The sequence below is a fragment of the Kluyvera sp. STS39-E genome, assembly GCF_040932435.1.
Lineage (GTDB): Bacteria > Pseudomonadota > Gammaproteobacteria > Enterobacterales > Enterobacteriaceae > Kluyvera.
In genome coordinates, this window is record NZ_JBFQGA010000001.1 from 437,779 (window position 1) to 460,262 (window position 22,484).

At 48.8% G+C, this 22,484-nt stretch carries 26 protein-coding genes and 1 pseudogene; 21 read left to right on the top strand and 6 right to left on the bottom strand.

Annotated features, from left to right (window positions below; all coding sequences use genetic code 11):
* The first annotated feature begins 255 nt into the window (after positions 1 to 255).
* The 19 genes from AB4K05_RS02140 (at position 256) to AB4K05_RS02230 (ending at position 16,005) form a co-directional block, all read left to right on the top strand.
* On the top strand, positions 256 to 1,131 hold the full coding sequence (locus AB4K05_RS02140) for a GTPase family protein (RefSeq protein ID WP_368478378.1): 876 nt from the start codon (positions 256 to 258) through the stop codon (positions 1,129 to 1,131).
* Positions 1,132 to 1,374: 243 nt separating this feature from the next.
* Positions 1,375 to 2,091 carry a YafY family protein gene (locus AB4K05_RS02145; protein WP_123907371.1) on the top strand — a complete coding sequence of 239 codons (717 nt, stop codon included), beginning with the start codon at positions 1,375 to 1,377 and terminating at the stop codon, positions 2,089 to 2,091.
* A gap of 35 nt (positions 2,092 to 2,126) precedes the next feature.
* Entirely contained in the window at positions 2,127 to 2,579 is a 453-nt protein-coding gene (locus AB4K05_RS02150) for a hypothetical protein (protein WP_000734321.1), read from the top strand.
* A gap of 71 nt (positions 2,580 to 2,650) precedes the next feature.
* Positions 2,651 to 3,124 carry a hypothetical protein gene (locus tag AB4K05_RS02155; RefSeq protein ID WP_142477674.1) on the top strand — a complete coding sequence of 158 codons (474 nt, stop codon included), beginning with the start codon at positions 2,651 to 2,653 and terminating at the stop codon, positions 3,122 to 3,124.
* Between the two features lie 119 nt (positions 3,125 to 3,243).
* Complete coding sequence (locus AB4K05_RS02160) at positions 3,244 to 4,065, top strand: DUF932 domain-containing protein (RefSeq protein ID WP_142477675.1); 822 nt, start codon at positions 3,244 to 3,246, stop codon at positions 4,063 to 4,065.
* A gap of 30 nt (positions 4,066 to 4,095) precedes the next feature.
* The gene (locus AB4K05_RS02165) at positions 4,096 to 4,539 is read left to right on the top strand and encodes an antirestriction protein (RefSeq protein ID WP_368478379.1); all 444 of its coding nucleotides are present in this window, start codon (positions 4,096 to 4,098) and stop codon (positions 4,537 to 4,539) included.
* 12 nt (positions 4,540 to 4,551) lie between these two features.
* Positions 4,552 to 5,094, top strand: coding sequence for a DNA repair protein RadC (radC, locus tag AB4K05_RS02170; RefSeq protein ID WP_166465532.1), 543 nt, complete (start codon positions 4,552 to 4,554; stop codon positions 5,092 to 5,094).
* A complete protein-coding gene (locus tag AB4K05_RS02175) occupies positions 5,091 to 5,312 on the top strand; it encodes a DUF987 domain-containing protein (protein WP_012543032.1) in 222 nt (73 codons plus the stop codon). Before radC ends, AB4K05_RS02175 begins: the two co-directional genes overlap by 4 nt.
* A 25-nt stretch (positions 5,313 to 5,337) precedes the next feature.
* Positions 5,338 to 5,694 (top strand): type IV toxin-antitoxin system YeeU family antitoxin, encoded by a 357-nt coding sequence (locus AB4K05_RS02180; protein ID WP_284923923.1) that lies wholly within the window; start codon positions 5,338 to 5,340, stop codon positions 5,692 to 5,694.
* Between the two features lie 20 nt (positions 5,695 to 5,714).
* On the top strand, positions 5,715 to 6,038 hold the full coding sequence (locus AB4K05_RS02185) for a TA system toxin CbtA family protein (protein ID WP_166465534.1): 324 nt from the start codon (positions 5,715 to 5,717) through the stop codon (positions 6,036 to 6,038).
* A gap of 973 nt (positions 6,039 to 7,011) precedes the next feature.
* Positions 7,012 to 7,572: a fimbrial protein gene (locus tag AB4K05_RS02190; RefSeq protein WP_368478380.1), complete on the top strand. Its 561-nt coding sequence runs from the start codon at positions 7,012 to 7,014 to the stop codon at positions 7,570 to 7,572.
* Positions 7,573 to 7,611: 39 nt separating this feature from the next.
* Positions 7,612 to 8,325 (top strand): molecular chaperone, encoded by a 714-nt coding sequence (locus tag AB4K05_RS02195; protein ID WP_368478381.1) that lies wholly within the window; start codon positions 7,612 to 7,614, stop codon positions 8,323 to 8,325.
* A 27-nt stretch (positions 8,326 to 8,352) separates the two neighbouring features.
* Positions 8,353 to 10,857, top strand: coding sequence for a fimbria/pilus outer membrane usher protein (locus AB4K05_RS02200; RefSeq protein ID WP_368478382.1), 2,505 nt, complete (start codon positions 8,353 to 8,355; stop codon positions 10,855 to 10,857).
* A 24-nt stretch (positions 10,858 to 10,881) separates the two neighbouring features.
* Positions 10,882 to 12,060 (top strand): fimbrial protein, encoded by a 1,179-nt coding sequence (locus tag AB4K05_RS02205; protein ID WP_368478383.1) that lies wholly within the window; start codon positions 10,882 to 10,884, stop codon positions 12,058 to 12,060.
* A 41-nt stretch (positions 12,061 to 12,101) separates the two neighbouring features.
* The gene (locus AB4K05_RS02210) at positions 12,102 to 13,289 is read left to right on the top strand and encodes an HD domain-containing phosphohydrolase (RefSeq protein WP_368478384.1); all 1,188 of its coding nucleotides are present in this window, start codon (positions 12,102 to 12,104) and stop codon (positions 13,287 to 13,289) included.
* Between the two features lie 17 nt (positions 13,290 to 13,306).
* The gene (locus AB4K05_RS02215) at positions 13,307 to 14,071 is read left to right on the top strand and encodes a transcriptional regulator (RefSeq protein WP_368478385.1); all 765 of its coding nucleotides are present in this window, start codon (positions 13,307 to 13,309) and stop codon (positions 14,069 to 14,071) included.
* Positions 14,068 to 14,547 (top strand): hypothetical protein, encoded by a 480-nt coding sequence (locus AB4K05_RS02220; protein ID WP_368478386.1) that lies wholly within the window; start codon positions 14,068 to 14,070, stop codon positions 14,545 to 14,547. Before AB4K05_RS02215 ends, AB4K05_RS02220 begins: the two co-directional genes overlap by 4 nt.
* A gap of 125 nt (positions 14,548 to 14,672) precedes the next feature.
* Positions 14,673 to 15,245 carry a Crp/Fnr family transcriptional regulator gene (locus AB4K05_RS02225; RefSeq protein ID WP_368478387.1) on the top strand — a complete coding sequence of 191 codons (573 nt, stop codon included), beginning with the start codon at positions 14,673 to 14,675 and terminating at the stop codon, positions 15,243 to 15,245.
* Positions 15,246 to 15,738: 493 nt separating this feature from the next.
* Positions 15,739 to 16,005: a hypothetical protein gene (locus AB4K05_RS02230; protein WP_368478388.1), complete on the top strand. Its 267-nt coding sequence runs from the start codon at positions 15,739 to 15,741 to the stop codon at positions 16,003 to 16,005.
* 110 nt (positions 16,006 to 16,115) lie between these two features.
* Here the strand turns inward: AB4K05_RS02230 and AB4K05_RS02235 are convergent.
* From AB4K05_RS02235 to AB4K05_RS02255, 5 genes and pseudogenes are all read right to left on the bottom strand, one after another.
* Positions 16,116 to 16,448: pseudogene (locus tag AB4K05_RS02235) on the bottom strand (VOC family protein).
* 47 nt (positions 16,449 to 16,495) lie between these two features.
* Positions 16,496 to 16,747 (bottom strand): zinc ribbon domain-containing protein, encoded by a 252-nt coding sequence (locus AB4K05_RS02240; RefSeq protein ID WP_063163721.1) that lies wholly within the window; start codon positions 16,745 to 16,747, stop codon positions 16,496 to 16,498.
* A gap of 126 nt (positions 16,748 to 16,873) precedes the next feature.
* Positions 16,874 to 18,514 carry a methyltransferase domain-containing protein gene (locus tag AB4K05_RS02245; RefSeq protein WP_368478389.1) on the bottom strand — a complete coding sequence of 547 codons (1,641 nt, stop codon included), beginning with the start codon at positions 18,512 to 18,514 and terminating at the stop codon, positions 16,874 to 16,876.
* A 7-nt stretch (positions 18,515 to 18,521) separates the two neighbouring features.
* Positions 18,522 to 18,779: a YjhX family toxin gene (locus tag AB4K05_RS02250; protein WP_368478390.1), complete on the bottom strand. Its 258-nt coding sequence runs from the start codon at positions 18,777 to 18,779 to the stop codon at positions 18,522 to 18,524.
* A 302-nt stretch (positions 18,780 to 19,081) separates the two neighbouring features.
* A complete protein-coding gene (locus AB4K05_RS02255) occupies positions 19,082 to 20,191 on the bottom strand; it encodes a nickel/cobalt efflux protein RcnA (protein ID WP_368478391.1) in 1,110 nt (369 codons plus the stop codon).
* Positions 20,192 to 20,312: 121 nt separating this feature from the next.
* Here AB4K05_RS02255 and rcnR point away from each other — a divergent pair, with 121 nt between their 5' ends.
* Positions 20,313 to 20,585, top strand: a complete 273-nt coding sequence (gene rcnR / locus AB4K05_RS02260) for a Ni(II)/Co(II)-binding transcriptional repressor RcnR (RefSeq protein WP_368478392.1) — start codon at positions 20,313 to 20,315, stop codon at positions 20,583 to 20,585.
* Between the two features lie 81 nt (positions 20,586 to 20,666).
* Here the strand turns inward: rcnR and AB4K05_RS02265 are convergent, their stop codons facing one another.
* Entirely contained in the window at positions 20,667 to 21,230 is a 564-nt protein-coding gene (locus tag AB4K05_RS02265) for a hypothetical protein (RefSeq protein WP_368478393.1), read from the bottom strand.
* 411 nt (positions 21,231 to 21,641) lie between these two features.
* Here AB4K05_RS02265 and AB4K05_RS02270 point away from each other — a divergent pair, with 411 nt between their 5' ends.
* Positions 21,642 to 22,331: a hypothetical protein gene (locus AB4K05_RS02270; RefSeq protein WP_368478394.1), complete on the top strand. Its 690-nt coding sequence runs from the start codon at positions 21,642 to 21,644 to the stop codon at positions 22,329 to 22,331.
* Positions 22,332 to 22,484: the final 153 nt, after the last annotated feature.

Genomic DNA, 22,484 nt, shown 5'->3' on the forward strand with positions numbered 1-22,484 from the left:
GTTCCCCGTTGAACAACACAGATGGTTGTTAGCCACTTCCGCACTTGGCATGACTTGTCCCACCGTTTGATACGTTACTATCTTAGTAATGTCCGCTCCTGGCACTAAGCGGACATCGTTCAATTCTGGACTGCACAATTTCCTTTACGTGTTAATCAAATATTCCAAATAATTTCAGATAGATATCATCTCTGTGAATCCCCGCCTTCCTGACTGGAACGCGGGGTTTTTAATTTTTCACGCTGAGACTACTGTATGAATAAACCTGATGGCCTTCAGGCCCTTGAACAACCGCTCGCGTCGCTTCCGCACACGCTTCGCCAGCTTATTCTTGAACGTATCCAGAACCTGACCCACTACGAACCGGTGATTGGCATCATGGGCAAAAGTGGTGCAGGTAAATCCTCTCTCTGCAACGAACTTTTCCGGGGGGAAGTGTCCCCGGTGAGTGACGTGAATGCCTGTACTCGCGACGTGCTGCGCTTCCGGTTACGCAGCGGGCGTCACAGCCTAGTGATTGTTGATTTACCGGGCGTGGGTGAAAACGGGCAGCGGGACCATGAATACCGCGCGCTGTACAGGCGCATGCTACCTGAACTGGACCTGGTGCTGTGGATCATCAAGGCCGATGACCGGGCACTGTCGGTGGACGAGCAATTCTGGCACGGCGTGATGCAGATGCATCAGCAGCAGGTGCTGTTCGTGCTGAACCAGTCCGACAAAATCGAACCCAGTCACGAATGGGATACTCTCACCAGCAAACCTTCACCGCACCAACTGAGAAATCTTAAAGCGAAGCAGGCTGCAATTATGGCGATGTTTAAACCGCATCACCCGGTCTGCGTGGTATCCGCCTGCAGCGGCTGGGGCGTGGAGGAGATGGTGGCAACCATGATGCGCTGTCTGCCTGACCGCGCCACCAGCCCGTTGGTGACACAACTGCAAGGGAGATTCTGCACAGAGCCGGTAAAGTCGCAGGCCCGTGACAGTTTCGGTGAAGCTGTGAGCCGGGTTTTCGATACCGCAGAATCATCTTCGTTCCTGTCTGCATCGCTGAAAACGGTGATTCGTAGCGTGCGTGATGCGGTGGTGTCGGCCGCTCGGGCCGTCTGGGACTGGATATTCTTCTGATATCGCAATTTTCTCTGCGAATGATGAACTGGTTGTTAATGATTTGTTGATTGTGGACATGTCCTTTCCATTGCGTTTTATCATCAACTAAATCAGGAGAAGCATCATTATCTGTCAGACGAGCGCTCATAAGGCCGGGCTGCTCATAAAAAATAGTTCCGATGTTGTCCATACCCTGTCCACCCCTTCCTTTAAAGTAATCATTATTAATTCAGATAGTTAACTTCTCAGGAGAAATCTTTCATGACGCTTCAGGAGCGGCGACATGACCGGCTTGCCGTCAGGTTGTCGTTGATTATCAGCCGCCTGGTGTCCGGCGAAACTCTGTTTATTCGCAAACTGGCAACTGAATTCGGGGTGTCAGAGCGCACGCTGCGTCGTGACTTTCGGGAGCGTCTGATGTATCTCGACCTGGATTACTACCAGGGGCAGTGCAGTCTGCGCTCAGATATTCACAGTACGCGGCAGGAAATAGATATTCTGACCTTTGCTCACCGCACGGGGTTGGCCGGAGTTTTCCCGGGCTTTGACCGGCGACTGGTCAGCAGCCTGCTGGACTGTGATGATAGACCCTGTCTGGTATGGCATCAGGACAGACCACATCCCCCGGCAGGAAAGCTCTCCTTCTACAGGCTGGTCAGAGCTATTTCGGGATGTCAGCACATCACCGTTCTGACTGAAGGGGAGCGTCATGAGGCCATCGCACCTTACCGGCTAATCGCTCTTGACGGTTACTGGTATCTTGTCGCTGAACATAACAGGCAATTACGTGTCTTCCGGCTGGATGAGATTCATCTGGTAAGGCCATCGCGGGAAACATTTATTCGCAGTGAGCTTCTCTATCAGCTGTCGGAGGACAAACATTTTATCTCTGCCTTACCTCATTTCCGTTTTATTCAGCAGTCGCTGAATTCATTTTCTCCATCAGAAAGTCGGGGGCAATCCGGACAAACTGATTAGAGATGGTCTCCACAATTGAATGTAAGGTTAATCTAATGAAAAAATTGAAATTATTGTCTTTACTGCCAGTCATGTTTTTCCCCTTACTTATCGCAGGTAATGCTCACGCAGCACGTCCTTATAGCGGGTTCCTGCCTGCGGCAGTGAATAATAAAAGTGGGAATATATTCTGGTGTGATGCCCATCGACAGGTCAGAAAACTGTGTACAGCGACGGAAGTGGATTCAATGGGATGGTTTATTGTTGTTCGCTCGAAACCTTCCAGAGATTGTCCGGGGGGAATATGGGGGTGGATCACTCCCAGTAAAGATGATGTGGCAACAGGGTATACCATTACTCCGGGTAAAGAATTCAATCTGACCATGAAGGATATGTGCAGTCCCGATATGAAAGTAACGTTCCGCCCGAATAAAAAGGACCCTCGTTATGACGATCTCGTCGGGATTTATGCCGGGAAAGAAGCGTTTCGCTACAAACAAATAAAATAATCCAACTGTTTTTTCATTACTTTATTGTTTTAAACAACAAAAGCTTTATTACACGATTTGAGGACAACATTATGCGACTGCCTTACGTAATATTTACATTAGCTATGCTGGCTTCTGTATCAACAGCACAGGCTATTCCCAATATGTGGACGAGTGGTTTTGGGATGGGCGTGACCGAATATATCATTACCAGCCCGGATAAGGTGGTGTTTAATCTGAACTGTACTGGCAATCCGGATGCGCAGAATATTCTGCAACACGGTGTTGATCTCACCCTGCCTAATGGAACATCAGTAAGTTCTCAGGACGACGGGACGGAAATAACGGTCGTCATGGATAGCAGCCAGTATCCGTTACCGTCATTCCTCGGCTGGCGAAACGGTGACAATGCCTGGGTGTCATTTATTGACGCCCTGAGCCAGGCTGCGAATTTTGATGTTTACGTCAACGATAAAAAAGTCGGCACCTTCAGTCCGGGGCTGAAGAATACGCAGAAAGAATTATCTGACCTCAGTGGCTGCAGAACCACCCATTACAGCGATTAATCCTCCACATTTCAGTTCTCTACAGCCCGCAACACACCAACACCAGATAGCAACAGGCCATGCTCCTTCGGGAACATGGCCTTTTTGTTTTTATTTCATTATCAGATAAGGAGTTAGCCATGCGATTAGCCAGCCGCTTTGGCCGTATAAACCAGATACGACGTGACCGGCCTCTGACCCACGAAGAGCTGATGAGTCATGTGCCCAGCGTGTTCGGGACTGACAAGCATGAATCTCGTTCAAACAGGTACACCTACATCCCGACCATCACCATCCTCGAAAGCCTGCAGCGTGAAGGTTTTGAGCCGTTCTTTGCCTGCCAGACGAAGGTTCGGGACCAGAGTAAGCGGGAACACACCAAACATATGCTTCGCCTGCGTCGTGCCGGTCAACTGACCGGACATCAGGTGCCGGAAATCATTCTACTTAACAGCCATGACGGCTCATCAAGCTACCAGATGTTGCCGGGGCTATTTCGAGGCGTCTGTACCAACGGTCTGGTCTGCGGACAGTCATTTGGCGAAGTGCGGGTACCACATAAAGGGAATGTTGTTGAGAAGGTGATTGAAGGGGCTTACGAAGTGCTCGGTGTGTTTGACCGGGTGGAGGAGAAGCGCGATGCAATGCAGTCACTGGCACTGCCAGAACCAGCCCGTAACGCCCTGGCGAATGCCGCGCTGAAGTATCGCTTTGGTGAAGACCACCAGCCGGTCACGGTATCGCAGTTGCTGACCCCACGTCGCCGGGAGGACTACAGCGATGACCTGTGGACCGTATACCAGCGCGTGCAGGAGAACCTGATGAAAGGTGGATTGTCAGGGCGAACCGCTCAGGGGAAAAGCAACCGCACCCGTGCTGTTACCGGTATTGATGGCGATGTGAAGCTCAATCGCGCCCTGTGGGTAATGGCAGAAAACATGCTCGATTTTTTCGGGCGTTAAAAAACAGTTGCGGCATAAGGAGATAGTTTAATGAATACACAAAATCATCAGTTCGCGGAGCATACCGCAATTACTGCCTCAGTGGTCCCGGACGAGTTACGCATCGGCTTCTGGCCGCAGCACTTTGGCTCCATCCCACAATGGATAACCCTTGAACCTCGCATTTTCGCCTGGATGGATCGGCTGTGTGCCGATTACCAAGGTGGTATCTGGCGCTTTTCGACACTCAGCAACGGCGGCGCTTTTATGGCTCCCGAGTCAGATCACGATGAGAAGTGGACATTGTTCAACAGCATGAATGGCAATGGCGCAGAGCTTACCAGTGAAGCTGCAGGGATAGTCGCCTGCCTGATGGCTTACAGCCACCATGCCTGTCGTACCGAGTGTGACGCGATGACTGAGCACTATTATCGTTTACGCGACTACGCGCTGAACCATCCGGAATGCAGCGCCATTATGTATCTCATTGACTGAGGAATGCCTGACATGAATACCGCATTATCCCCGGTGTCATCGCAGCCTGAACTCTTTCCACTGGCGATTATGGCCCAGCATGGTTGTTTGCTCCCCGCGACCTCCGGATTAACCCCCTATGCCCAACGCACCATTCGTCGTGCCATCAACCTGCTGGATAAATATTTGCGCCAGCCCGGTATATCCTTTACCTCTAGTACTGCTGCCCGTGACTGGCTTCGGTTACATCTGGCAGGACAAGAACGGGAAGTGTTTATGGTGCTCTATCTTGATAACCAGCACCGTTTACTGGAGAGTGAAACGCTATTTGCCGGTTCGATTAACCATGTTCAGGTCCATCCCCGTGAGGTAGTGAAGTCAGCGCTTCGCTTCAATGCTGAAGCTGTCGTACTGGCGCATAACCATCCATCCGGTGATCCGGAGCCCAGTCAGTGTGACCGCAACATTACGGGCAGGCTTAAAGAAGCGCTGGCACTGGTTGATGTGAACACGCTCGATCATCTAGTCATCGGTTCAGAGGGCATAGTGTCGTTTGCAGAGCGAGGCTGGATATGAAAATCATCAGCAAACGCCAGGCAATGACCCTGTACCGGCAGCATCCTGGCTCCCGACTGTTTCGCTTCAGTACGGGCAAATATAAATGGTCAGGCAGTATCTGCCATTATGCTGGCCGCGAGGTGGAGGACATACGCGGCGTTCTGGCCGTGTTTGCTGAACGTCGTCAGGACCGCAATGGTCCCTATGTCATTCTTCGAAGCGTCACTCTCAATTAATCCTTCACTTTAATCAGGAACAATAATGAACTATCACTCAGAATCTGGTGCCATACCGGAGAATCCCCCCTGCCAGCATTGGGGGCTAAAGAGTAAGATCACACCCTGTTTTGGAGCTCGGCTGGTGCAAGAAGGCGACCGCCTGCATTTTCTTGCTGATCGGGCCGGATTTAACGGTGTTTTCTGCGACGATGACGCGCTATACCTGGATCAGGCCTTTCCGTTGATTCTCAAACAACTGGAGCTGATACTCACCAGCGGAGAACTCTCCCCCCGCCATCAGCACTGTGTCACCCTCTATCACAACGGACTCACCTGCGAAGCCGATACGCTTGGTAGTTGTGGCTACGTATACATCGCCATTTATCCCACCCAACGTTAATTACTTTCACGAGAGAAAAAATGAAATTTCTACCTACAACAAATATGCGGGCGGCGAAGCCATGCCTGTCGCCCGTGACTATCTGGAAAATGCTACTTAGTCGTCTGCTGGAACAGCATTATGGCCTGACACTAAACGATACACCTTTCTGTGATGAAACCGTCATACAGGAACATATCGATGCCGGTATCACTCTCGCTAATGCCATTAACTTTCTAGTGGAAAAGTACGAACTGGTTCGTATCGATCGCAGAGGGTTTAGCTGGCAAGAACAAACGCCATATCTCACGATTATTGATATCATGAGGGCCCGTCGCGATCTGGGTTTAATGAATCGTAATTAGTCTGATGCTAACGGTATCGCTGCTTTCGAGTATGCCTGCCATTTGCTATCATCTCGCTTCCTGCTGATTTATCGACAAAGGTAATTACTTGAATTCAAAGCCTCTGTGCTTTGGGGGTATCTTTGGGGGTATAAGTTAAGATATAACTTGAAAATTCTATATTTTTCAAGTTATTGGTTATCTTGTTCTAATCCCTTCGCCCGCTCCAATATCAACACCTCTAAAGTCCTACTCCAAAAAATATCCCTTTATAAATAGTCAGTTATAGCATTCTATTAGTCTATTGACCTCAATGGCACTCCCTCCTGGGCTAACCCAAATGCAGGATTATGGATAGGGGAGCATTGTTCCCTCTGCTGAGACGTCCCCCCCAATGAAACTCGCTGCTCGCTAGGTTTAACTGCAAAATCCGATGAAAGACCCCACAGACTGGGCGATGGTGGTTGGATCGCCGCAGATTTAACAGGCATCTCTGAGTCCAGTTCCTTAAAGTTTCTGGTTAGCGTGTGGATTAGACCCACTTCATATTCCCTGAGAAGCCAGTTTACGTATTAACGCCTCCGTGTTTACCCCGCCTTTCTCGTTTTCTCTGATGTGCTCTTACCGTTGTAAATGCTTCCAAAATGTTAATTGTGTTTCGCAATATTTAATCATTGTGAGCTCGAGTGTTTTAAAGCCACCGTGCCCATCATGAGGAAGTCGTCATATGGAGATTTTTAAGTTTTTTTTAAATAGCGATTCCTTTCTTCCTTCACTTAGTCTCTTGCCCGTGAAAAGGATATAAATCTATTAATTGATTTAAAGGTGGTGTTTATTGTTTAAAAAACCGATTTAATCGATATTTATGTTTACCGAATTCATGTCCGGTGGTGTTATATGCCAACCAAAATCGGCGGTGTAATACGATGTTCTATCATTCATCGGATCGCTGCCCATAGAACACTATTGATATTGAAAAACGGGATATAAAAGAATGTTCAAGAAGACTTTAATTGCAGCGGCAATCGTATTTTCCGGCGCAGCAATGGCAGCGGAAAGCACTGGCGTAGCAGGGGGAACCATCACGTTTAACGGTTCCGTCTCCGATACCACCTGTGATGTGACAACCAATAATGGTTCTGATTTCACGGTAAACCTGGCGCCGATCACCTTGACTGATGTGGCTAGCGCCACGGGGATTGTTACTGCTAACAGCAAAAACTTCACCATGAACCTGAAAAACTGCTCCGCAGCGGATGCAGATACGCAGACTCTGAAAATCACCTTCACCAGCAGCAATCTGTCTGATGATGGCAAATACCTGAAAAACTACAGCGACAACGGCGCAGAAGGCGTGGGCATTGCTTTGACCTCTGACGGTTCCACCGCTGTACCGTTTGATACTGCCTTTAACACTGGCCTGACCTCCGCTGACGCATCTAGCGCCGACGGCGTTACGCTGGCAATGCACGCTAACTACTACAACTTCGGCGGTGCCGCTGCGACCACCGGTAAAGTGGTTACCGATGCAACCTATTCCTTTAGCTACGATTAATAATATCAGCCGGGGCATTAGCCCCGGCCCTCAAAGATCATGAAAAAATTAATAGTATTTTTCCTCGCGGTGCTGGTTTCACAGACGGCCGCCGCTAGCGTCGTCATTAATCAGACCCGCGTTATCTATCCAGCTGAAACAAAATTTGTTTCGGTACAGCTCGTTAACGATAGTGATAAAACTCACCTGGTACAGTCTTGGCTGGATAACGGTGATGCATCTGCCGCACCAGAAAAGATTAAAGTGCCATTCTCATTGATGCCGCCAGTGGTCAAAATGAGCGGTAATAGCGGACAAACGTTGAAAATCGCCGCGAAAAATGCCCAGACGCTGCCGTCTGACAGAGAAAGCGTATTCTGGCTTAACGTGCTGGACGTTCCACCGACGCCAGAGGATGCCAATGATAATTACCTCCAAGTGGCGATTCGCAACCGCATTAAAGTTTTTTATCGCCCAACCTCGCTGGAGGCGCCAGATAATAAAACCATCGAAAAGGTCTCGATTTCTACATCGGGCGGCCAGACCTGTCTGAAAAATGACTCTCCGTACTACTTAACCATCCCTCAGGTGGTCAGTTGGCAAGGCGGTCAGTTAAAGCAGGCCAGAAAAGACAATTTACTCTCCGATACTGCGTTTATTCAGCCGTTCGGCTGCGTACTGGTTTCCGACAAAATCCGCTCCGGTGGACAGTACCGTCTGACCTGGCTCGATGATTACGGTACCAAACGCTTCAGCCTCCTTCATAAATCGTAATTATTGCGGATACCAGGTTCCATTCTGATGAAGAACAGTTTTCTGTTTCGTAAAAGCCTGCTGGTTCATTCCGTCAGCCTCGCTTTATGTACCTTTGGCGCGCACGGCGAAACGTTCAACAGTAGCCTACTGGTCGGTAATTCCGCAGATATGGACTGGAGCAATACAAAACTGGTGATGACTCCAGGTACGTACGATCTTGATATCTATGTGAACAATGTATGGCGCGGCAAATTTGCCATGACGATCGCCAACGACGATAAAGGCACCGTACAGATTCCACGCGATGATGTGTCATTGCTGGGTATTCGTGAGCTGGACACCGCGCTTGAAGCTGTGCCAGGGCGTCTGATCGATATGAATGCGTTACTGCATGGCGGGAAAAGTAATCTGACGCCGGGAGAGTTGCGTCTGGATCTGGAAGTGCCGCAGGCCTACGTCATGACGGACAACCGTAATTGGGTTTCCCCGCAGAAATGGGACCAGGGTATCAACGGCATTTATACCAATTACAACGTAAACTATTACAACTTTCACGGCTTGAACGAAGGCTATACCAACAGCGATAACGTCTATCTGTCTTTGAACAGCGGCTTGAACCTGTATAACTGGCACCTGATCGACAACTCAACGTGGATGCGTTACAGCAATCTCGGTAAAAGCTACTGGGTTAACACCACCCGTTATCTGGAAAAGCCAATTGCGCAGATCGGCGCATTGATGCGCGTTGGCCGTGCTTATACGACTTCAGACTACTTTGATACCGTGCGCTTTCGTGGCCTGACGTTGAACAAAAGTCGCCAGATGCTGCCCGACAGCGAACGCGTGTATATGCCGGTGATTAACGGCATCGCCACAGGTTCCGCGGTGGTGAGTGTATATCAGGACGGGCATATCATTCATCAGATCACCGTTCCCGCCGGTCCGTTTTCAATTCGGGATTTAATGCCAACCGGTTCGCGAGGCGATCTTTCCGTGGAAGTGAAAAACAACGGTGGCAATACCGAGCGCTTTGTAGTGCCTTTCTCCTCCATTCCTGACATGCTCCGCCCGGGGACTAGCGATTATCAGTTCAACATCGGCGAAGTGGATATCCGTGGTCTCAACGACCACAGCAGCTTCGCGCAATTCAGCTACTCGCGTGGGATTAACAACTATGTGACTGCCTCCGTGGGAAGCATCTGGAATGCCGACTATCGTTCGTTTCTGGTTGGCGGCGCGCTGTCCATTCCCTACGCAGGTTCGCTCTCGGCGTCTGCTGAGAGATCACAGTATCAACTGCCGGGAAGCAGCCAGCGCCACGGTGAAAAATATTCGCTCTCGTGGAGTAAATTTTTCCCGACCAAAACCAACCTGACGCTGGCTTCCTATTTCTACCGGACGCAGGATTACGCCTCGTTCAGCGATTACATTCAGACCCGCGCTAATATTACGGACTATGGCGGCACGAGTACCTCAACGCTGAATAGCAAACAGGCTTTTAGCGCCAATATTACTCAGCCGCTGCCGGATAATTTTGGCCGACTTATGCTGTCGGCGTATTGGCGTGATTACTGGCGTGGTCAAAAAACCAGCCGTCAATATAACCTGACGTGGAGTAACGTCTATAACAGCGTGAACTACTCCGTTTCATTGCGTCGCTCTGAGGTTTCGCAGTCCTACTACGATTATGAAACTAACAACGAAGGTGACGTTGTCAGCTCACTGCGCTCGCGGGGTAATACGGAAAATAATCTTTATTTTTCAGTTAATATCCCGATGTCTATCTTTGGTACTCCGGGCAGTATCGCGACGCATGCCAGCGTTCAGAAGGGCAAGTATGCCTCGTCTGATGTTAGCCTAAGCGGCAACGCGCAAGATGCTGATTACAGCTTAATGCTTGCGCACGATCGCGACGGCAACTCGCGTTCTGCCGATCTGTATACCAGTTGGAAAAATAACTTCACCAGCCTTAACGCCGGGCTGAGCATGGCCCGTGAATATCGCCAGACCAGCCTCGGCGCTAGCGGTAATATTCTGGCCTGGCAGGGCGGTGTGATCGCCTCGCCGAATACCGGACGTAACTTCGTTATCCTTGAAGCTCCCGGCGTAGAAAATGCCGTGGTGAACGGCGATTCTTCCACGCGCACCAATAGCCGCGGTATTGCCTTGGTCACTAGCGCCACGCCGTACCGGCAAAATAACTTCCATCTGGAGCAGGATGGTACCAAAAGCAGCGACGTAGATTTACAGGGAAACCTGCTGAATATCGCTCCATACGAAGGCAGTATTACTTATCTGAAATATAAAACTGATACCCGCAAGGTATTTATGCTGGAGGTTCAGGACAGCAGCGGTGGCCTATTACCGTTCGGCGCACAGGTTTCAGATAATCAAAATCAAGAGTTGGGTTATGTGTCTCAGGGAAGTCAGATTTTTATTAAATCCGACACGATGCCTGACATGATTCATATTAATACCAGCAAAGGTAGGGTGAAGCGAAGTTGTATTATTACGCAGCCAAAAGAAAATGCCAACAATATCTGCCGATAACCTCACGTGAGTATTGATTCCAAGATGAACAAATCCTTATTTATTATCATGGCTGTTTTCAGTTTGATATTTTTCCCACTGCATTACGCCAATGCGGCTGCAGACGCTCAGGCCCGAGCGATAACTGGCGATACCTGTCGGAATAGTGGCATTCTCTTTAACAGCGTTGCCGAAGCGGATAAATCGTTAAATCTTTCTACCGAGTTTATGGCATCGAATGTCGTCGAGAAAACCTATACCACAAGCTGGTCAGGCAGTATGACCTGCGTTTATGGTAACGTCGGTATTGGCGGGCTGTTGCAGGATCACCTCTATTATTTCACTGGTTTCAATAGCAACCCGGTTTACCTGAACTTTAATAGCACTGATGGTGAGAACAGCTATTGGATTAAAGTAACGTCGGAAATCATCGGTAATACCAAAGTTACCGTCAGCGGTATCGTTGGCATTCATTCGATTGCCTACCAGACGCAATATACCGTGCGTGCAGAGTTGTTGACCACTCCACCAACCGGAGTGTCTACCTATACCAAGACCACTTATAACGGCGCGTTGAGTGTGATTCCCGCGGTGATGAGCGGCACCGGTTCAGGCTCCTCTACCCCTTTTCTATCCAGTAAGACTTACGCCTATCGCGCCTGGAACAATATGATGTCGGATACCGCCCGCAAAAGCTGGGATGCCGATTATTTTCTCGCCTACGAGAAACTGACGATTCAGTTTGAGCCTAAAGAGACCACCTGCAATATGACGCATAATATGACGGTAAAATTACCGCCAGCGTCACTGAACACTCTGAAAATAAACGGTAAGGCCAATGGGGCTGATTTCACTATCCCCTTAAAATGCGGCAACCTCGCAGGGGTCAAAACGGCGACCCGGAGTGTTAAGGCCTGGTTATCCAGCAACGATCTGATCACCACTGATTCCAGCTATCAAATCATGGTTAATGATGAAACAACTGCCGGCGGTGTCGGTATTGCCATTCGCAGTCGCTATGTTTTGGGTGATTATGAAGAAGTTAGAATATCCAGCAGCAATGATATGGAAAATGCGACGCAAATTCTTGATATCGCCAAAGATGATGATATTCAGGAAATCCAATATGTTTATCTTCATGCCTATTACAAAGTCTACAACGCGTCCGCGCTAAGCACCGGCACAGTTGTGGCAACGGCACAAATCATGCTTGGTTACGATTAAATAATTATTTATCTATTTTTTTGATTTCGTGAAAGGTTGCCATGAAAATATCAGTTCAGACCGTGCTTAACTTATTACATAATATTATTATTCCAGTTTCTGCGGATCTGGTTAATCACTTACAAAGAACGGCGATTATCACCTATTATTTGAGCCGTCATACCCGGCTCGATCAAGAGTCCGTCAGCACGGCATTTCTGGCCGCTATGCTTCATGACATTGGCGCGCTCGGCAAAGGTCGCACTAGGCTCACCGTCGACAGCGAAGACTTTCTCAAGGACCATGAACAGCTGGGAGGATCGATGACATCGGGGATCCGTTTCCTCGACCCCGTTACGCCGGTTCTTGAAAATCACCACGTGGAGTGGTCGGATGCTAACGACGAAAATCTGCCGCTGATACACCATTTGGTGCATATGGCGGACACGTTTGAACTTTTTCTGCGCAGTATTAAAGGCGATTTTATTGCCCAGCGCGAACAGATTATGACGCAGTTTTTCCAACAACCCGAACAGTGGCCCGAAAAGTTGGTGGAGGCGCTAAAGGAGTCCGGCAACGAGGACGGTTTCTGGTTCCGGCTTAGCAACCCCATGCTCCCTCAGGTACTGAACGCCATCAGTCCGTTACACGATAACATGCTCGATCACCATGACCTTCTGGAGGTATGCCAGCTGATTTCCAGAATTGTGGATAAATACAGCAGCTTTACTCGCACCCATAGCACCAGCGTGGCCCATGTCGCCGCGCGCTTAGCCGAACTGTACGGCTACGATTGCGATATGCAGGAAAAAATCTGTATCGCGGGCTACCTGCACGATATCGGCAAGCTTTTTACGCCACTCAATATCCTAGAAAAAAAGGGCAAACTCGAAAACGACGAGTACGCCATGATGAAACAGCACAGTTACAAAACGCTGGTAATGCTTAACCCGATTCCAGAGCTTGGCAACATTTTGCACTGGGCGGCGAACCATCACGAGCGACTCGATGGTAGCGGCTACCCTTTCAGGCTTGGGGCAGCCTCGCTCGATATCCCTTCGCGCATTCTCGCCGTCGCGGATGTTTTTACCGCCATGACAGAGAACCGCCCTTACCGACAAGGCATGCAGAGTGAGAAAGCGCTGACCATCCTCCGTGAAGAGGCTGCAAAATATAGGTTGGATAGGGACATCGTGGCATTACTGGACCATAATATTGCAACTGTGAAGCCACTTGTCGCGATGTATTAACTCTGTAAGAACCAAAAATGAAATATTTGATCGCCAATAAAGTCGTTTACGATACGGAAAGCGGAGAGCTGAACATTCCTGATAGCGGGCTTATTGAAAGCAAAAAACTCACGCATACGGCTAACCGAATTCTGTCACTGCTTATCGCCTCGCCCGGTGAAGTACTTGAACGCCAGTATCTGCTTGAACAGGTATGGGAGTCCGTGGGCCACGTTAGCTCAAGCTCATCGTTAAATCAGTACATTAGCATTTTGCGCAAAACGCTCACTTCGTTAACTGATATTGAGGAATCGATTATTGTGGTTCCGAAAGTGGGCTTTTTCTTTTCTGCGGATATCGACGTTCGGCGTATGGATGAGGCCAACGAGATGCCTGGTCAGGTCTATACGCCAAAGAAGTCCTCACCGTTAAAATATGCGTTCGCCGTCTTTATTGTGATTGTGCTTCTCATTGCTAACCTGTGGGTCTGGTATCCCTCGCAGACGAATGAACGCTATTCCAATCTGGCGTTCATGGGTAACTTAGAAAAATGCACTATCAGCACCTACGGACGTCTTTCAGCGGATACGCGGAAACGGATACTGGAAGTGCTGCGAGCTGTCGAACCCAATCTAAATGAGAAATGCCTTAAACATCCGATACAGTTGATGGTGAATATTCAGCCAAGCGTGTTTTACGGCAGCCGTGGGCGCATTTTTTATTCACTGTGCTCTTTGGATCCAGAGGACGGCGCACTGACCTATTGTGAAAACCATTACGCATTTAATTGGGGAATGAAATGAAGTTTGCGCTAATACTGTCTGCGGTGATAGCCACCCTAGTGGGGACGTTTTTTTGGGGATGGATGGATCATTCTTCATCCTATTTAGATGACCGTTGCTTTGCGAACTTCACTTACACCGATCATACCGACAGTAATGCTTTCAGTTTCAAGGGCAATATGGCGTTTGAAATGTCAAAAAACAAAACCGGACAATTTAATTTATCCGGTGATATGGGTTACCATGGCAATAATTATACCTTATCCCGTTACGTCAAGTTCACCTACACCAACATCAAAGACAATTCCTACCGAGTGAAGGTTATTTCTCAGGAAACGATGGCCCATGATAACGTTCCAGCCGAATTATCTCCGCTTGCCATTAAAATTTTCTTCCTCGATGGCGAGTATTCTATGTATATAAGGAAAAATGATAATAATTTTATCACCATCGGCAATGCGCTATCGCCGCTGATGAATTGCGTAATTCAATCCTGATGGCTATTCAACAATACAAGGAAGTGCTTGTGCAGCAAGCGACAAAAAAAACAAATTGCGTTAGTTGCGCCAAATGTAGCTTTGCAGACGCTTGCGGGTCATATCTTTTCGACCGTCAGGAGCCGATGTTTATTAACGATCTGTCACGCAAAAAAAGAGTGGCCAAAAACGAGTATATTTATCAAAGCGGCTCGCCGGTTGACGCATTGTATGCGCTGCGAAGCGGTATTGCTAAGATTTACGATGCGCAAAATTCACTGCAAGGCATTGTCTTTCCAGGCCAGGTTATGGGCGCGGATGAGCTCTTTGCCAGCCACTATCAATACAGCATTCAGGCAGCCACTGAGGTAGAAGTTTGCGAGCTACAAAACCGCCACTTTTATCAGCTTAGCCAGATTACTCCAGACTTTACTAACCTTATTATTCGTATTCTCTCGCGCTCCGCTAAAGAAAAGCAGCAGTTCATCAGCGTGCTACTAAAACTCGACGGGCTACAGAAAGTGAGTGATTTCATCCAACTAATGGCAGATATGCGTAAAGAATATGGCTTTGACTGTCACGATCTTGAACTTCCTCTGAGCAAGAAAGAGTTAGGGCAACTACTGGGGATTTCACAATCAACGCTGGCGCGGGCGCTTGATACGATGGTTGCGCAGCAGATCATCGTGGTAAATAAGAAAGAGATTACCTTACTGTAGACGTCACAATGTGACGGGCAAAGAATCATTTTCCCCTCCGCATCCCCATCATCTCGTGACTGACTCGTTAACCTATCGCCTGGCTGGATGATCAAGTCTACCTAAAAGCTTGAGTGCTTCACTAAAAGCTTTGAAGAGTAACGGCGAGGATAGCGGCATACGGGTTGCACAATGGTATTGCCAACGGCTCTAAAAAATCATTGCCGATAATTCTACCTCGGCACAATATGCATGCTCTCACCAGTGGTAAAGTGCTGGTGCTTTTTCTCGAATAGCAATGCGCAAACACATCGGAATTTTCTGAGTATACAATTCAAATCACCTGAATGATAACAATATGTTGGTTAATTGAAAATGAAACCATTTATTTTATTTGGTTTATCGTCATATGAAGAGTTGAAATTAAATGTTTTTTTATTTGAACATTCTCTCTTGAATAAAGATGTATTGTAAGTAGTATGTTGTTTATCCTGTTAAGATTGAGGCTGATACAATGAAAAACATATTAAGCATTGCTGCTTCTATAATGTTCTTATTTAACGCTCCAGTATATGCGGGAAAAATTCATTTTTCTGGGGCGGTGGTGGATAATGCAGCATCGGCAAGGCAACAATGTGTGGAGCAGGCAGTGACGTTTGGTGTTGAACATATCTGTCACAGTAAACAAGGTGCCAGTATTATCTCTACAATTAAAAATGTCACCGTCAGCTTTAAAAATAAGATAATTAAAGCTCGGGTTGTGACGCTAAATTATTCATAACCATCTGCCTGTATTAAAAAGGCGATATGGTAAAACTTGCTATGTTTCACATGTCGCTCTGACTGTAACATGAGCTGCTACCGTATTTTCTACGGCATCTGATTTGCCTCTTAATAGGCGCTGTAGAAACCTTCGTCGTAATGCGGGCGCAGGCTAAGTGCTCCCTCGTCCGTGCCGCCGCGGTTTAAAGCGAGCGCGTGAAGCGGCTGAATATGTTCGGCAGAGCGCGCAATCAGGGCGACCATCGCACCATTTCCGGTCGCCTGTTTATCAAAAGGTCTGCCGATCCCCAGTGCCGCCGTGTGGTTGCCGTTGAAAACGTCCCACTATGCGATGTCCTCATTCCTGCCGCCACGGGCATACCCCAGCATATCCATCAGCGGATCGTAGAATATAATGGCGCGTTGCAGGTCATTGGTTCCAAGCATAATGTCAGAAAACATTGGCTCTCCTTAATGGATTTAGGGGGAGTGTAGATAATCAGCTCAAATCACTCGTCCGCTTTATGAGCCCAGGCGGGCATTGCCGTCAGATAACGTTTTGCGCGCTTCTGTGCTTCTTCCGGGCCGACTTTTTGCCAGGAATCAAGGAAGCTGGCTAAACCTGATACCGCTTCTTCCCAGGGTTTAAGGTTGCCGTTGCTGTCGCTGCAGTACGCGCAATATTGATCGCTGGCACTGTGTGCATCGGGTGCCGACATTGGCATTCCGCAAGCCTGACAGAACTGTTCATGTTGTGACATATGATGCTCCTTATGGTGATGTCCTGATTAATAAACATACTGAATATGTAATGTGCAGGTGATGCATCAGATCAAAGCAAAGACGAAGTCCCGGTATCTCCAGTCAGAAATACCGGTAACCTGTTGTTACCTGCTGATGAGCGCGAACACGCCCCAGCCAAAGTATTCCCGCGCGTAGGTTACGTGGCGTTTCGGCGAGATGTTTAGCTCAGCCCTAATTTCCGTCGCGAAGTCGTCGTCAGGGTTGGCTTCCAGCCAACGGCGCATAGTCAGCCATTTTGCGGCCTCATACCGGTCCCAGCCTTCCTGATCTGCTAGCACCATTTCCACCACGTCGTAGCCGAGGTCGTCGAACGCGCTGACAAGCCCTGGCAGTGTGAGGAAATCCGCTATTGCGCTAACGCCACAGGCTTGGGCTATCTCGTCCGTCGCCGGTAGTTGACGCCAGTAAGGTTCACCGATAAGCATGATCCCGCCCGGTTTCAGACTTTGTGCCAGCAGTTCGACTGTCCCGGCAAATCCGCCGGCAATCCATGTCGCACCGACGCAGGCAGCCACATCGCATTTTTCTTCTGCCACATATCCGGCAGCGTCGTCATGTATGAACTGAACCCGTCTGCTGACGCCGAGTTCTTCCGCGCGGCGTTTGGCCTGCTCGCTGAACAACTGGCTCATATCGATGCCGACACCGGTAATGGCGTGCTCCCGGGCCCAAGTACAGAGCATCTCGCCCGAGCCGCTGCCAAGATCAAGAATGCGGGTATCCGGCTTCATGCGCAGCACGCGGCCCAGCGTAGCGTACTTCTCTTCGGTGAACGGGTTGTGGATACGGTGTTCACTTTCACTGATGGTAAAAATACGTGGGATATCCAATGCGGAATTCCTTTTATTGCGTTGAGTATTAAGAGGACGTTCCTCTGAGGTTTTTGCTTTTTCGGCCAGCAGAGCAAACAACTTTCCTTCAAATGTCTCGCTGACTGGCCAGTCGTGGCTTTCAGGCGGCGGAAGCAGGGTAAACCCGCTATTTTCGAGCAGGCTGGCGTAAGCTTCATCCCGCCAGGCCGTCATCTGGCTGCCGAAACGGGTGGTGTGACCGTTTGCCTCTATGGCCCAGAACTGCGTCGAGCTGGTCTGGGCTTCTCCATCCCAGCGATGTTCCGTCAGCAGTAGATGCGGAACATCCAGAAACAGCCCATCCGGGCAGCGTTGCCAGCTTGCTTCAGCCATTCCTTGACGCTTAACTTCGTCGAAAGTATGGACTTCAATAAGCAGTCTTCCGCTAGGCATCAGCCACTGCGCGCAGCGGCTAACGAGGGCACGTACATCCGCTGTGCTAAACACATTCAGTTCACCGAACGTCATCATGATGAAATCGAACGGCTGAGTTGGCGAGTATGTGCGGATATCCTGCTGAATATATTCGATATTCAAACCGGCATTCTGCGCCTGCTGACGGGCCCAGTTCACCGATGCCGGTGAGAAATCCACGCCGACGCAGTGAAATCCGCGCTCCGCTAAGCGGTGGGCATAAAAGCCGGGACCGCAGCCGAGATCGAGGATGCGTGCGCCAGGTGATAGCTGGCTTGCGATCCACGCCACCTGCTGCTCGATGACCTCTAGCCTGCGGCTGGCCCAGTCGTGATCCTGCGACAAATGGTTCGCCAGCATGCGCTGGCTGAAGGCCGGTTCATCCCACGGGATTTTGCTTTCCTCCGCTGATAGCCGGATGTGTCGGGATGCGGAAATAAGGGTGCTGATATCCATCATGCTCTCCTTAGCGGTTATCAAGCTGTGCGCGAACGTTGTTCAGCCCGGTAGTGTTGATGCGGTACGGCTGACCGTTAACGGACTTGATAAGTTTTTTGGTTTTGAGTTTTTTGAAGGTGGCGAGGGTGCAGTCGCTGAGCAACAGCCCTTCGCGGGTGTAGCATTCAACGGCGGTGACGCGGCCAGACGCATCGCGGACGTGCGCAATACGGCCACCTTTGGCGAGAACGTGTAAGGTACGTTGTTCCTGACGGGATAAATTCATACTGGAAAACCTGTTTAATCATCATGTGCAAAACGTGCAAACACACAGCGGTGTCCGCATTCGATTTCGGCGCATTGATAATCAGTCCGGCCTGAAAAGGTCGGTAAGCTGATTATCGGATGATTACATTCTCCAGCATCAAAGCCTCGGGTAGAGTTGAAAGGTATTTGCGAGGTGAATGATAACACACGGTTTTAACATGGGTATTGGTTAGATGGAAAAGTGTGATTTGGTTCGGAAAACGCGCTCAAATCTGCCTTGAGCGCGAATCTGAAATAAAACGGCAGAGGCTGGGGCCGAAATTAACCCGCGATTCCAATAACGCCATGAATCCCCATGTAAAGCCCGACAAGACCTATCAACGCACTTGAAAAGTAAGGTGCTCTCCTCGCTATACGGCTAAAACCACTCCAGCGTTTAGCTACCTGGCGCACGCTGACTGCTGCCCCCACGCCAACGGTGACAAGCGTTAATGCCAGCCCAATACTGAAACAAATCACCAATGTAGCACCCAGCGTTAAGGCTTTAAGTTGGATACAAATGAGCAGTACGGTGATTGCCGCGGGGCAGGGAATTAGCCCCCCGGTCAGACCAAATAACAGGATTTGCCAGTTAGTCACTTCTCGCCCGTTGAAGCGGTGTTGAATATCGTTAGCATGGGCCAGCTCATGGGCGTCCTGATATTCCTTCGAGGTGACATCCAAACCTTCCAGTGCCGAATGGTCATGATCGTGTTCATGAAACTCAACATCATAATCATGGACATGCCCGCGGTGGCCGAGCGTCAGGCGAGCACGAAAACTATGAGGTTCTGGGACGGGTGATTGTGATTCTAAATAATCACCTTTGTCTATAAAGTCAAAGGCCTGCGATAATGTTCCTGGGTCTCGCAGGGTGATTAGAGAGGCATCGCAGGCTTCCCATTTAGTACCGCTGAGCGTGCGTAAGCGCCAGTGTGGGAGTTGACCTTCTTCAAAGATAGACAGTTCTACTTTGCCATGCCCGGTGTCGATGATCTGAGCCTCATCGTGGTGATGGCCTTTGCTTTCCTGCATCTCTTCCAGCCAGTTTTTTTCCCCGCGCCATGTGCGCCAGAACATCCAAAAAGCTGTAGAAAGAATGATGATAGCGGAGATCAGTTGTAACCACGGTTCGGCATATTCCGCCGTGAATTTATTACTCACGTACATGCCGCCAAAGGCAATTAACCAGACGACTGCCGTGTGCGATGCCGTTGCCGCAAGCCCAAGCATGACCGCCTGACGCACGGTGCCTTTTATCGCGATGATAAAGGCTGCCATCATGGTTTTGGAATGGCCGGGTTCCAGACCATGTAAAGCGCCCAATAAGATGGCACTGGGTATAAAGAACCAAGCGTTGCCCTGCTGAAGTAGTATTGAAAACTCATTCATGAGAATAGTTCTTGATTGTATATTAAGTGGATGAATTCTACTCCCCCCCAGTATGCAATACTACCCCCCAGTAGATCATTAACTCTATACTGAGCACCGTTACGAAAATGGAGGGCCCACCGTGTCACATACAATCCGGGATAAAAAGAAGCTTCAGGCCCGAGCCAGTAAGATTCAAGGGCAGGTGGTCGCGCTAAAAAAAATGCTGGATGAGCCACATGAATGTGCTGCAGTGCTTCAACAGATTGCGGCAATACGTGGTGCGGTAAATGGTTTGATGCGTGAAGTAATTAAAGGCCATTTGACCGAACATATCGTGCATCAAGGTGATGAAATAAAAAGAGAAGAAGACCTAGACGTGGTGTTGAAGGTATTGGACTCTTATATCAAATAGCGTTTATTCATCTTCAAACGTAGCCGTGCCGGACAGACCCCAACACCGTTATGCGGGGTTGAGGTCTGTTAAGCGTGACAGCTAAACGTCAGCGGCATTCACTATCGTTTGATTCAGTAGCAAAGCCTCTTTTGTTCTGATGGTTCTCGCATAAAGAAATGCACCGAAAACCAGCGTGGTGCAAACCACGAAAGCCAATAAAAACTGTCCCGTCATCAGTAGATAGCCGCCAATTCCGACATAAAGTAATGCCGTAACGGTGCTGACCATCGCGACCTGTAAGGCACCGGCCTCACTGCGCCTGAAAGTGGTTCCGATAAGCGCGGCAATGAGCACTAGGCCCAACAGCGCACCCACCGCCGGGATCCCGCAAACGGCAGCGACGGCTAAAAATAGGACGATCTGATATTTTCGCTGTATGGGCTTATTAGCAAAAAAATCCGATTCATATAATTGGTTGGTGGAGACATTAAAGACCCGCACCAGATGATTTCTTCGTAATAAAAGACGCACGCTTTGCCCAATTTCAACGTGCGGCAAGATAGCAGCGGGAAGTTCTATAAACTGTTTGCTATCACCTTGCTTGAGAAATATACCGTTCCAAGCAAGCTGGTCGATGCGGCCGATCAGTAACTTTTGCTGCATAGGTTTTCACCTCTGGCATTGAATAAAAATAGAGGCCTGATTAGCGGCTCGCTATCTGGCATAAAATATCGAATAGTAATGGCCATATAAATTTAGTGGTTAATTAGATAATCCATAATAAGCTTGTACATACAATGGTTATTAAGGCGATGAAATTAATGGCGGTCTATTTTAGCCACGCAAATAGTGAATTAATGTAAAGAGAGAATAAGGGTTTTGTATATTATTAGGTGTCGAGTACAGCGCAGGTAAGAGGGCAGTCGCTCTCATCGGTTGTTTTTTGTCAGTTTTGTGTTTTTTTTTAATGGGATAGATCATTCGTTCAGAACGTGTAAATTAGCTTTAAAACCCTGACAAAGGCTTTACTCTGCAAGCATCGCCTCCACGTAATGACTTGCTGAATGGTTAAAAATGAAATCGCTGCTTTTCTCGACTGCCATATTGTTGCTTCTTTCACCGCCCGCTGCACTCGGAAATGAAAAATCGGCCACTGACGTCGATTATTTCCAGCGGATCAGCTTTCATTCTCCAAGCATGCCGGGCTACCGCACGGCAGAAATACTGTCGTCAGGATTTGTTGGCGCAACGGTAACAATGAGCAGCAACAGTAAGTTTCTCAATCTCAATGATCTGACATTTCGCGCTAGCCGTAATTGGCTTGAGATAAAACCTCATCATGAGGGCAGAGTTACGCTGAAAATGATAAGACAGCCGAAAGCGAATGAACGGGCCAATACGCTGGTGGCACACAATCGTAAAACGGGACGAACGCAGACTTTTTCTTTTCACGTGAAAACGTGGGTGACGGGAGACGGCATTATCGATGCCAACGCCTCTTCGGCGCGTCAACACTGCGAACGTCTTGGCGGTAACTTGTTAACGACTCAGGCGTTCAGAACGTTTTCACGGCAATGGTTTGGCCTTAGCAGCGGCAATTTACGAGAAATGTACCCTGGGGCAACGCTATTTAATGAACAGGCGCAAGCGGGAGGCAGTTTTTGGGTTCATGAGGGAAAAGCGGTCTACCTCCATACGGGGATAAAAAGTCATAGTCGTATCGTCAATACACTTTGCCAGCATTCATATCCGCCACCAAACTAATATCCATGAAAATAATATGGCTGCTAATTTTAATGAATGGGATTATTTCTTTTCCATCGCAAAAACGGTGATAAAACTACCATTTATAAGGTTTTTTGCTAAGAAAATTCCCAATCGGTTGATGATGAATTGCTCTGGGAGTACAATCCGCCG